Annotated in this window: 10 protein-coding genes; 3 read left to right on the top strand and 7 right to left on the bottom strand. The window is 61.7% G+C overall.

The genetic code is table 11. From position 1 onward, the window contains the following. From H5U38_04405 to H5U38_04415, 3 genes are all read right to left on the bottom strand, one after another. Positions 1 to 187, bottom strand: a 187-nt coding sequence (locus H5U38_04405; protein ID MBC7186262.1) for an AAA family ATPase, incomplete at its 3' end; no start/stop codon positions are given. A 46-nt stretch (positions 188 to 233) separates the two neighbouring features. Beyond that, the gene (uvrA, locus tag H5U38_04410) at positions 234 to 2,978 is read right to left on the bottom strand and encodes an excinuclease ABC subunit UvrA (GenBank protein MBC7186263.1); all 2,745 of its coding nucleotides are present in this window, start codon (positions 2,976 to 2,978) and stop codon (positions 234 to 236) included. Positions 2,979 to 3,160: 182 nt separating this feature from the next. Further along, positions 3,161 to 3,727 carry an ECF transporter S component gene (locus H5U38_04415; GenBank protein ID MBC7186264.1) on the bottom strand — a complete coding sequence of 189 codons (567 nt, stop codon included), beginning with the start codon at positions 3,725 to 3,727 and terminating at the stop codon, positions 3,161 to 3,163. A 211-nt stretch (positions 3,728 to 3,938) separates the two neighbouring features. Between H5U38_04415 and H5U38_04420 the strand changes: the two genes are divergently transcribed. Together H5U38_04420 and H5U38_04425 are read left to right on the top strand one after the other, a co-directional pair. Beyond that, entirely contained in the window at positions 3,939 to 4,235 is a 297-nt protein-coding gene (locus H5U38_04420) for a YlxR family protein (protein MBC7186265.1), read from the top strand. Continuing rightward, positions 4,222 to 4,587, top strand: coding sequence for a ribosomal L7Ae/L30e/S12e/Gadd45 family protein (locus H5U38_04425; GenBank protein ID MBC7186266.1), 366 nt, complete (start codon positions 4,222 to 4,224; stop codon positions 4,585 to 4,587). The genes H5U38_04420 and H5U38_04425 overlap by 14 nt, the downstream gene beginning before the upstream one ends. Here H5U38_04425 and H5U38_04430 read toward each other — a convergent pair. Further along, on the bottom strand, positions 4,505 to 4,984 hold the full coding sequence (locus tag H5U38_04430) for a QueT transporter family protein (protein MBC7186267.1): 480 nt from the start codon (positions 4,982 to 4,984) through the stop codon (positions 4,505 to 4,507). The genes H5U38_04425 and H5U38_04430 overlap by 83 nt on opposite strands. A gap of 112 nt (positions 4,985 to 5,096) precedes the next feature. On the opposite strand from H5U38_04430, the gene H5U38_04435 reads away from it, so the two are divergent. Continuing rightward, positions 5,097 to 5,732 (top strand): endonuclease III, encoded by a 636-nt coding sequence (locus tag H5U38_04435; protein ID MBC7186268.1) that lies wholly within the window; start codon positions 5,097 to 5,099, stop codon positions 5,730 to 5,732. A 113-nt stretch (positions 5,733 to 5,845) separates the two neighbouring features. Here the strand turns inward: H5U38_04435 and nhaC are convergent, their stop codons facing one another. The 3 genes from nhaC to uvrA (H5U38_04450) all read right to left on the bottom strand — a co-directional run bounded on the left by nhaC (position 5,846) and on the right by uvrA (H5U38_04450) (position 10,998). Further along, on the bottom strand, positions 5,846 to 7,261 hold the full coding sequence (nhaC, locus tag H5U38_04440) for a Na+/H+ antiporter NhaC (protein ID MBC7186269.1): 1,416 nt from the start codon (positions 7,259 to 7,261) through the stop codon (positions 5,846 to 5,848). A 138-nt stretch (positions 7,262 to 7,399) separates the two neighbouring features. Beyond that, entirely contained in the window at positions 7,400 to 8,092 is a 693-nt protein-coding gene (locus tag H5U38_04445) for an MgtC/SapB family protein (GenBank protein ID MBC7186270.1), read from the bottom strand. Positions 8,093 to 8,169: 77 nt separating this feature from the next. Then, entirely contained in the window at positions 8,170 to 10,998 is a 2,829-nt protein-coding gene (uvrA, locus tag H5U38_04450; GenBank protein ID MBC7186271.1) for an excinuclease ABC subunit UvrA, read from the bottom strand. Between the last annotated feature and the right edge of the window lie 195 nt (positions 10,999 to 11,193).

The following is an 11,193-nucleotide window of genomic DNA, read 5'->3' on the forward strand; positions in this document are numbered from 1 at the left end:
AGTCCACATGGGCAAGGATACCTCTTTCTCCGTGCAAGGAGACGATCTCAAAACCGACGCGCCGCCCTTGCTCGCGGATCTCGTTGGTGATGAACCCGCCCGCCTTGAACGGCGTTCGCTCCAGAACCTTCTTGATAATCGTGGTCTTTCCTACCCCGGCTTCCCCAGTGAGGAGTATGACGGGCATCGATTTCATAGACATCCCTCATCCATTAGTTCTCTCCCGCTTCCGCCTATGAGACCTTCACGTATTCTCGGAGAAACCTTCCTGTATGCGATGTGGGGTGACTGGCCACCTCCTCAGGGGTGCCCGTCGCCACCACGTAGCCGCCCTCGTCACCGCCCTCAGGCCCGAGGTCAATGACGTAATCGGCGCACTTGATGACGTCCATATTGTGCTCGATGACCAACACGCTGTTTCCCGCCTCCACCAGCCGCTCGAAGCAGGCCAAGAGCGTGGCCACATCATCGAAATGCAGTCCAGTGGTAGGCTCGTCGAAGATGTACAAGACGTGCCTGCCCGCGCGCTCTGCCAGGTGTGCCGCAAGCTTTACCCGCTGTGCCTCGCCGCCCGAAAGGGTGGTGGCCGGTTGCCCTAACTTGATGTAGCCCAGCCCCACGTCCTGCAAAAGCTGCAGGCGACGTACCACTTGCGCGTCGGCTGCGAAGAACTCGAGCGCCTCGCTCACCGCCATCTCCAGTACTTCGGCGATGTTCTTCCCGCGGTAGCGGATCTCGAGTATTTCCTTCCTGAAGCGTTTGCCGCCGCACACATCACACTCTAAGAAGAGGTCAGCCAGGAATTGCATCTCCACCTTTACGGCGCCTGCTCCTTCGCACGCCTCGCACCTGCCGCCGGGCACATTGAAGGAGAAGGCTCGCGGCTTGAGGCCCTTGATGCGCGCCTGGCGTGTTTCGGCAAAGGCGCGGCGAATGGGGTCCCAGGCCTTGACGTACGTTGCCGGATTGCTGCGCGGCGTGCGCCCGATGGGCGACTGGTCGACCAGCACCACATCGTCCAGGTAGTGCACCCCTCGGAGGCCCGTGTGGGCACCGACCCGCCGCTGCCACTTGCCAAGGTGCTTCATCAATGCGGCGTAGAGCACATCGTAGACCAGAGAGCTCTTGCCGGAGCCGGACACGCCGCTCACTACCACGAAGAGCCCCAGCGGAATGCGCACGTCGATCGCCTTCAGATTGTGCTCGCGGGCACCCAGCACCTCCAGCCAGCGGCCATCTGGCTGCCGCCGTCGGTCAGGCAGGGTGATCTGCTTGTTGCCACGCAAGTAGGCGCCAGTGAGCGAGTGGCCATCGTCGCGGATACCCGCGTAGGTGCCCTGATAGACAATCTGGCCGCCGTGTGCGCCGGCCCGCGGCCCCAAGTCACAAACAAAGTCGCTCACGGCCATCATGTCCCGGTCGTGCTCCACCACGACCACGGTATTGCCGATATCGCGCAGCGCCTGGAGTATGGTGATGAGGCGGCGCGTGTCACGAGGGTGAAGACCGATGGTCGGCTCATCCAGCACATACAGCGTGCCCACCAGCTTGGCACCCAAGGCGGTTGCCAAGTTTATGCGCTGGTACTCGCCCCCAGAAAGGGTGGCCGTGCGGCGGTCCAGAGTGAGGTAGCCAAGCCCCACATCGTCGAGGTAGGAGAGGCGATTGCGCAGCTCGCGGAGGATCTGCCCCGCCACCTGCTGCTCGAATGGGGTGAGCTGCAACTCGTCGAAAAAGCGTCGCGCCTCCGCGAGGGTCATGCGCACGATGTCGGCAATGGTGAGACCGCCCACCTGCACGTAAAGTGCCTCGGGCCGCAAACGAGTGCCGTGGCAATCAGGACACTGCACGTAACCGCGGTAACGGCTCAGGAACACCCTCACCCCGATCTTGTAGCGCTTCCCCTCCAGCCAGGAGAAAAAGGCATTTATCCCTGGGTAGCCATCCACGCCTTCCCAGATGAGGCGCCGCTGTTCAGGCGTAAGTCGCTCGTACGGCGCCTCCACGTCGATTCCATGTCGCGGGGCAACGCGCAGCAAGTCCAACAGCAGTTCCCGGTGGGTTGGGGTATTCCAAGGAGCAATGGCCCCTTCGGCTAAGCTCTTTTGCTTGTCGGGGATGACCAAGTCCTCGTCAATGGTGATGATGTCCCCAAACCCTTTGCAGGTCTTGCATGCGCCATAGGGGTTATTGAAGGAAAAGAGACGGGGCTGCGGCTCGACAAAACTCAAACCACAGCGGGCACAGGAGTAAGCCTGGCTGAAGCGACGCACTTCACCGGTGGATAGATGGGCCTCTGCCCTGCCGCCCCCTTCGGCAAAAGCCAGGCCAATGCTATCAGCCAGACGCTCCCGCACCCCTTGTTTGATGGTGAGGCGGTCGACCAGCACCGTCAGTCCCGCTGCTGAGCGAGGAGCCCGCTCCAGTGGCACCACCTGGCCGTCGACCAGCAGGCGCCGAAAACCCTTGCTGGCCAAAATCTCAATATTCTGATCACAGTCCAGCTCGGCTGAGCACGGAAAAGCGATGTAAAGGCTGGTGCCGAGGGGGAGCTCCATGAGCTCATCCACCACGGATTCTACGCGGTCGCGGCGCACTTCATTGCCGCATTGCGGGCAGAAGGTACGTCCGATGCGGGCAAACAGCAGGCGCAAATAGTCGTGGATTTCCGTAGCCGTGGCGACAGTGGAGCGGGAGGTGCGTGTAGGATTCTTCTGCTCGATGGCCACCGCTGGCGGGATGCCGCGAATTTCGTCCACATCTGGGCGGTCCATGCGCTCGAGGAACTGGCGGGCGTACGCAGACAGGCTCTCCACGTAACGCCGCTGCCCCTCGGCGTAAAGGGTGTCGAAGGCAAGGCTTGATTTGCCAGAGCCGGAGACCCCAGTGATGACGGTAAGCTTGTTCCGCGGCACGTCCAAGGAGATGTTCTTCAGATTATGCGTGCGCGCACCGCGGATAGAAATGGGTGTTGGCATCGACTCGTCTGCACCGTATTGCTTGCGCCTGAGCACGTAATTTAACAAAAGAGCGGAAAAGATGCAAGCGCTTTGCGCGGCTGTCGAGCGAGAGTGCCTCGAGAAAACATGGTGTGTCCTTGAGCGAGCCTCAGGGCCCCAAAAGAGTGACCGCTCCCGGCTCCGAGTCCTGGGGGCGCGCCTCAGCATCCGGCCTCTTCCCCTTCCTCACTGCGCCACAAGGACAAGAGACCAGTCCTCACCAATACGGCGCAGAAGGCCAGCGCAGCAAATCCTCCGGCCAGTGCAGTAAAGAGCTGCCAGGTAGTCAGGACGAGGACAAGCGATGGGGGCAATTTGGCGCCCAAGACGAATGGGAGCAGCACTTTCACCCCAAGCGTAAGCCAGAGATACTTGGCCAGTGCCGCTCCCGCCACCGCCACAGTTCCGGCCAGCGCGCCAGGGTAAGCTGGCGGCCGCCCCCACAGGCGAGCCATGGCCGCATACGCGCTGACGAGAAGCCCATTGCCCAGTGCGATGACCGGCACTGCCAGACCAAGTCCTGCTGGGAGCAACCCGCGCAGCAGGGCCACGACCGGCGTGATGCACCCGAGGCCCACAGCGGGTATCCACCCAACAAGGGCCACCGTGACAAGCAGCATGGCGTTCACGAATGGACCGGTGAACGGCTGCGGAAGACCTGCGGCCTGGCCTGCGACCGTCAAGGCGGCCAAAAGTGAGAGCCGGGCAAGCACCTTCGAGCGTTTCACCACCCGCTCACCTTTTGGAGAAACCGGAAGCCAACGTTTCGACGAGAACTCCGGACGCCAGACATGCTCTCGTAGCAATCCATCTGTCGCTGTGAACAGGCGCCACCGCGCTTACGCGTCGCTCTCGACGTTGCGGGGAAAATTCCCCTTGATAATCGCGGCGGCGATTTGTATACTTCAAGGCAGTTTTTCGCACCTCTCTGGGCACGCGATGAAGCACTCTAAAAGCTCACACGCCGGACATCTCCCTTTGCGCACCTGCGTGGGTTGTCGCCAGGTACGCGAAAAGAGGCGCTTGTTGCGCATCGTCAGAGCCAGCGACGGCACGTTGACCGTGGATGACGAGGGCACGGCCCCTGGCCGAGGTGCGTACGTGTGCCGCAATGCCGCCTGCGTGCAGCTTGCTCGCAAGCGGCGCGCTCTTGACCGCTCGTTGCGCATCCATGTGCCGGAGAGCCTCTACGATGCGCTGAGCAAAATAGTCGGGGGCAACGATGTTGCTCACTGAGTTGGGCATTGTCGGCCTCGCCCGGCGAGCCGGCAAGGTAGCCATCGGTCGCGAGGCAGCACGCATAGCCATCCTGCGCCACCACTGCCGCGTGCTCCTGTTGGCACAAGATGCGCCGACCAGGGTTCGCACTCGCCTTACTGCCATGGCCGAGTCGTACCAGGTGCCCGTTGTGGAGGTGGTCAGCAAAGCTGCGCTGGGGGAGCGACTGGGGTGCCCGGAGGTCGTCGCGGCAGCGGTGTGTGACCAGAGCTTCGCGGAGGGGATTCTCAACAAGTGCCTCCCCGCGCGGGATGCAGGCGCTTCCGGAGAACCACCAGCAACGGATACCCCAGAGCATAGCAGGCGATAGCCTCTCCCGCCCCGATGTACAAGACCGTGAGCCAGTACGGCATGCCGGCGATGCGGTGAAGGTAGAGGCTTACGCCGACGGCATTGCAAAAGATAGGCGGGAGCGGTGCCAGCCAGGCCTTGCCGGCGCGGCGCAGCAGGTAGGTGAGGCAGGCGGCCACCAGAGTGATAAAGCTGCCGCCGAAGATATCCACCGGGCCCAGGCCACCAAAGACATTTGCCACCATGCAGCCGAAGTAGAGGCCTGGAATTGCCCAGGGCGTGACAAAAGGGAGCACCGTGAGCGCCTCGGCCACCCGCACCTGCAGCGGCCCATAGCTGATGGGCGCCAGGACCACGGTGAGCGCCGCATATAAGGCGCCGATAATCCCAGCTGTGGCAATCTGTTTGCTTGTCACTGTTCTCTTTCGATGCGAGTGCAAATCTCAGAAACCTGCCTATTCAATGACACGTCGGACACAACATGCTCCGCATGAGTCAGGAAGCGCTGCGGCCAGGACCGCGGAGGTGGTGCACCTGCTGGAGGCGGCATTTGGCGAACCGCGCTGGCGCGGCCCTGCAGACCCTCTCGACGTGCTCATCCGCACCATTCTGTCGCAGAATACCAACGACCGCAACCGGGATCGCGCCTACGAGGCCTTGCGAGCCCTCTATCCGCGCTGGGAACTGCTGCTCGAAGCGCCGGTCGCCGAGGTGGCTGCTGCCATCCGTCCCGCCGGACTGAGCAATCAGAAAAGCGCGCGTATCAAGCAGATCCTTTCCTGGATACGCCAGACGTACGGCGCCCTCGACTTGCGCGCAATTTGTGCGCAACCACCCGAGCAGGTGGAGGAGACTTTTCTGAAGCTCAAGGGGATCGGCATCAAGACCATCAGCGTCGTGCTCATGTTCGCCTGTGGACACGACGTCTTTCCGGTGGACACACACGTGCACCGCATCTGCCTGCGCTTGGGCCTGGTGCCACAAGGCGCCAGCGCTGAGAAGACCCACTACCTCATGCAGCCGCTTGTGCCCAAAGGCAAGGCCTACTCCCTGCACATGAACCTCTTGCGCCTGGGAAGGACCGTCTGCCGCGCCCGCACACCTGCCTGCCAGGTCTGCCCATTGCGTGCTCTCTGCCCGTATCCCGATAAGGCCAAGACCTGACCCACTGCCAAGAGGAGCGTTGCCATTGCCCTTCAGATCGACTCTCCACGTGGGTCGGCCGCTCGGAGGGCTGAGGCCAGCCCAAGGCAACCAAACGGGCCTCCCTCCTGCTGCTAACCGTCCCCATCCCTCTCACCTCTCCCAGGAGCTTCATCGGCCTTTGCCATGGTGATGCCCGTGTACCCGTAGAACATCGACACCACTGGATTGCACAGGTTGAGGAACGCGAACGGGAGGTAAACCAGGGGGCTCACGCCAAGGGTGGCATGCATAAACGCCCCGCAGCTATTCCAGGGGATCAAAGGTGAGGAGAGCGTCCCAGAATCCTCCAAGCAGCGGGAGAGGTTCTTGGGGTGGAGCCCCATGCGGTCGAAGGCGTCCTTGTACATCCTGCCCGGGATGACGATGGCCAGGTACTGGTCCGAGGCGATGGCGTTCATGCCGATGCAGCTCAGGAGCGTGGTCGCCACCAAGGAGCCTGTGGTGCGCACCCGGCGGAGCAGTGCTTCGGCGATAGTGGCAAGCATGCCGGTCTTTTCCATGATCCCGCCAAAGGACAGCGCGCAGATGATGAGGGCCACGGTCTCCATCATGCTCACCAGGCCTCCTCTGGTGAGCAGCTCATCGACAACGGCGACGCCGGTCTGAGAGACGTAACCGCGGTGCGCAGCACCCACCACCGCCGAAAGCGACGCCGACTGCGCCGCCAGCGCGCAAATTCCGCCCATAGCCGTGCCGGCCAACAGAGCCGGCAGAGGCGGCACGCGTCTTACAACCATCACGATCACCAAGCAAGGCGGCAGGAGCAGCAGGGGGTGAATGAAAAACGCACCGCGCAGAGTGCTCAGGATGAGGGTCACATTCTGCGTATCTAAGGTGCCTCCCCGGAAGCGTAGGCCGAGCACCGTGTACAGAACCGAGGCAATCGCATAGCTGGGTGCGGTGGTGTAGACCATGTGGCGCACGTGCGAAAAGATGTCCGTCCCTGCCACGGCCGGCGCAAGATTTGTGGTGTCCGAAAGCGGCGACATCTTATCGCCAAAGTATGACCCCGAGATGATGGCCCCGGCCACCATGGGCAAAGGCACCCCGAGGCCGTGCCCCACGCCAATGAGCGCGACTCCCACAGTCCCTGCCGTAGACCAGGACGAGCCGGTGCCCAACGAGACGATGGAACAGATGATCAAGGTGGCGACAAGAAAAACAGATGGCGAGAGAAGCTGCAAGCCGTAGTAGATCATCGTGGGCACCACGCCGCCAAGCAGCCACGTGCCGATGAGGGTGCCAACCACCATGAGAATGAGGATAGCGTCCATGGCCAGGGTGATGCCCAACACCATGCCCCGCTGGATTTCCCTCCACGGGTACCCGTGGGCGACAGCAATGATGGCTGCCACGACCGCCGCGCAGATCAACGGCACATGCGCTGACTGCTTGAGCACCACAATGGTGAACGAGAGAGCTGCTACCAGGAACAACACTGGCACCAAAGCCAACCCCAACCTGATCCGTCTGCTCTTTTCCGCCATGCCCGCTCCCGAGCTCAGGGCTGCTGTCCAGTTCCGTGCCTGTATCCGTCCGCACCGGTCCCTGCCGGTCTCATCAGCCCTCCCCTCCTGCTCTTGCCCATCCGGCGCCCACCGGAATCGGCAGGGATGAAGCCGGGGTCATCGCCACTCCAGCGTGGTCACCCCGCGCACATTGGCAAGCTTCTCCAACAAACCAGGCCCACCGGAGCGGCTGGTGCCGCGCAAGCGAAAGACGATCTGGGCCACCCCCGCCTTCGGCTTGAGGGCGTACTGCGTGTCCTGGATGCGCAGCCCCTCGCGCGAAAGAACCTCACGAAAAGCCTGCTCAGCCTCATGCCGCTCGGCCATGGGAACCGCCACCCGCAAGGTGCGATAGACCACGTGGGCAAAACGGTGCTCAAAGCGGTCCAGCACGATGAGCACGAAGAGCGCGATCGCAGTGGCGACCACACTGAGGAGGTAGAACCCCTCGCCAATGGTGATGCCCAGTGCCGCCACGAACCAAAGGCATGCGGCAGTGGTCAGGCCTCGCACAAAGTCACCCGATTTGATGATGGAACCGGCGCCGAGAAAGCCGATGCCGGTGATGATGCCTGCGGCGATTCGGCCGGGATCGACGGTTATCCTCGCCAACAGGCTCCCTTCCGGGCTCACGCTGGCCAGGCCGCGGGCCGTGAGCATGATCATCGTCGAGCCCACACATACCAGCGCATGGGTGCGGAGCCCGGCAGGACGACCATGGAGCGCCCGCTCAAAACCCACCGTCGCCCCTAACACCACGGCAAGAAGCATCTGCAACACGGCAACTAACTCGAACGGCAAAGATAGCATGGCTCACTCCTCGTCCTCAGCCCTTGTTTGTCTCTTCAGGCCACCAGCCTCCGCAGCGACTCGCGCCTTGTCCCTTGCTAAGCCGCCAGCTCGCGGCGCAAAAACATGCCTGTGTAAGAAGATTCCACCTGTGCCACCTGTTCCGGAGTACCTGCAGCGACCACATAACCGCCCTCATCTCCTCCCTCGGGTCCAAGGTCGATGACAAAATCAGCCCCTTTGATGACGTCCAGGTGGTGCTCGATCACGACCACGGTATTGCCCATGTCCACCAAGCGGTTCAGGACGTTGAGCAACATCTTGATGTCCTCAAAATGAAGGCCCGTGGTCGGCTCATCCAGGATGTAGAGCGTTCGGCCGGTGCTCACCTTGGAGAGCTCGGCAGCAAGCTTGACGCGCTGTGCTTCCCCTCCGGAGAGCGTGGTGGCCTGCTGGCCAAGGCGAATGTAACCCAGGCCGACATCGTGCAATGTCTGCAATTTGCGCCTTATCTTGGGGATATTGGCGAAAAACTCAAGCGCCTGCGTCACCGTCATGTCCAGCACATCGGCGATGGAGCGACCTTTATACCGAATCTCCAGCGTCTCGCGATTATAGCGGCGCCCCTTGCACACCTCGCAAGTCACGTACACGTCGGGCAAGAAGTGCATCTCGATCTTGATGATGCCGTCTCCCTGGCAGGCTTCGCACCTTCCCCCTTTGACGTTGAAGCTGAACCTGCCTGGCCGATAGCCACGGATTTTCGCCTCCGGGATTTGCGCAAACAGGTCCCGGATGAGGCTGAACACGCCCGTGTAGGTTGCCGGGTTTGAGCGCGGCGTGCGCCCTATGGGCGATTGGTCGATATCGATGACTTTGTCAATGTGCTCCAGCCCTTCGATGCGGTCATAGGGAAGCGGCTGCTCCTTGCTGCGGTAAAGCTCTCTGCTCAGCACCCGAAACAGCGTTTCGTTGACCAGCGTGCTCTTCCCCGATCCGGATACACCGGTGATGCAGACGAACATGCCCAGGGGAATGCTCACGTCGATGCTCTTGAGGTTGTTGCCGCGCGCGCCGCGGAGGGTCAGGAACTTGCCGTTGCCTGGGCGTCGCCTGCTGGGCACTGGAATGGAGCGCCTGCCGGCCAAATAGTCACCGGTGATGGAGCCGTTGCTCGCCCGGATGACCTCGGGAGGCCCGGCGGCTACCACCCTCCCGCCGTGCTCCCCTGCGCCCGGGCCGAGGTCGACGATATAGTCGGCGCGTTCCATGGTCTCGCGGTCGTGCTCCACTACCAACACCGTATTGCCCAGGTCGCGGAGCTGCTCCAGGGTGGAAATCAAGCGCCGGTTGTCGCGCTGATGGAGGCCTACTGAGGGCTCGTCCAAAATGTAGAGCACCCCGACGAGCTGGGAACCAATCTGCGTGGCCAGGCGGATGCGCTGCGCCTCTCCACCTGACAGCGTCCCCGCTGCCCTGTCCAGGGTCAGGTAGTCCAGTCCCACATTGAGCAAGAAGGTGAGCCGCTCGCGGATCTCCTTCAGAATCTGGCGGGCGATCTCCATCTCTCGTGGGCTGAGTTGCAGGGAGTCGAAAAAGTGCAGGGCCTCCTTGATGGACATCGTGCTGACGTCGTGGATGTTGTGCTCGCCAATGCGCACCGCCAAGCTCTCCTTCTTGAGCCGTGCCCCGCCGCATTCCGGACACTGCACCGCCCGCATGAAGCCCTCGATCCACTCCCGTACCGCCGCAGATTCGGTCTCCCGGTAGCGCCTTTCCAAGTGCGGGATGACGCCCTCGAACTTGCCGGTGAAAGTGCTCTCGCGCTGCCCAGTCGAGCTGCGATACTTGAAGTTTATTTCCTTATCCCCAAGACCATAGAGGATAGCCTCACGCTGCTGGCGAGTCAATTCCCTGACGGGTGTGTCCAAGTCGAAATGCAGATGGTGGGCCACTCCCAGCAGCAGGGCCCGGTACCAGCCGTCCCGCAGCTCCTTCCAAGGGGCAATGGCCCCCTGGTTCAGGCTGAGCGTGTCGTCGGGAATAACCAGCGCCGGGTCGACGACCATCCGCTCGCCCAGGCCGTTGCACGTAGGACAAGCGCCGTAGGGGCTGTTGAAGGAGAACTGACGCGGCGCCAACTCTTCGTACGAAATGCCGCATTCGACGCAGGCATAGTGCTCGCTGAAGAGGAGTTCCTCCCCCCCGAGCACATCTACCAGCACCATTCCGGAGCCGAGACCCAAAGCGGTCTCCACTGAGTCAGTCAGGCGGGAGGCGATTTGGGGGCCGATGACCAGCCTGTCGACGACCACCTCGATGTTGTGCTTCTTGTTCTTGTCTAATTTGATCTTGCTTTCCAGGTCATAGACCTTGCCATCGACTCTCACCCGTACATAGCCATCACGGCGGGCCTCTTCAAACACCTCGCGGTATTCGCCCTTGCGCCCCCGTACGATCGGCGCCAAGACCTGAATCTTCTGCCCGGGCGGCAGAGCAAGAATAGCCTCGACAATCTGCTGCACAGTCTGCCGCTGAATCCGTCGCCCGCATTGGTAGCAGTACGGCACCCCGATACGCGCGAAGAGGAGGCGCAGGTAGTCGTAGATTTCGGTGATGGTGCCCACCGTGGACCGTGGGTTCTTGCCTGCGGTACGCTGCTCAATGGAAATGGCTGGCGACAACCCCTCGATATAGTCCACATCGGGCTTTTCCATGAGGCTGAGGAACTGCCGAGCGTAAGCCGAGAGCGATTCCACATACCGCCGCTGCCCTTCGGCATAGATGGTGTCGAAGGCCAGCGACGACTTGCCAGAACCGGACAGGCCGGTAATCACCACCAGCTTATTGCGCGGGATCTCAAGGTCGATGTTCTTGAGGTTGTGCTCCCGCGCCCCGCGAATTATGATCGATTCCTTTTCAGCCATATGACGTGCGAGAAAAGCTGACCTCCGTTCGTTACCCAGGCATGCAATATACAAAAACGGCAGGCAATTGTAAAGGGAAAACTCCGTGTCGGAGCAAAAGAGGTTGACTCGCGTGATGGTGTTTGCTACATTTGTCAGGGATAGTTCTGTAATTGTCCAGAGCCGAACAGCAACTTCCGGAGGTGCCGCAGTCTG

It is taken from the genome of Calditrichota bacterium, from assembly GCA_014359355.1.
In the GTDB taxonomy this organism is placed as follows: domain Bacteria; phylum Zhuqueibacterota; class Zhuqueibacteria; order JANLFK01; family Oleimicrobiaceae; genus Oleimicrobium.

What these genes read in the sequence shown, in the direction of transcription:
- uvrA (MBC7186263.1), bottom strand. Translation starts at nt 2,978, where the DNA reads ATGCCAACACCCATTTCTATCCGCGGTGCGCGCACGCATAATCTGAAG.
- H5U38_04445 (MBC7186270.1), bottom strand. Translation starts at nt 8,092, where the DNA reads ATGCTATCTTTGCCGTTCGAGTTAGTTGCCGTGTTGCAGATGCTTCTT.
- H5U38_04425 (MBC7186266.1), top strand. Translation starts at nt 4,222, where the DNA reads ATGTTGCTCACTGAGTTGGGCATTGTCGGCCTCGCCCGGCGAGCCGGC.
- H5U38_04420 (MBC7186265.1), top strand. Translation starts at nt 3,939, where the DNA reads ATGAAGCACTCTAAAAGCTCACACGCCGGACATCTCCCTTTGCGCACC.
- nhaC (MBC7186269.1), bottom strand. Translation starts at nt 7,261, where the DNA reads ATGGCGGAAAAGAGCAGACGGATCAGGTTGGGGTTGGCTTTGGTGCCA.
- uvrA (MBC7186271.1), bottom strand. Translation starts at nt 10,998, where the DNA reads ATGGCTGAAAAGGAATCGATCATAATTCGCGGGGCGCGGGAGCACAAC.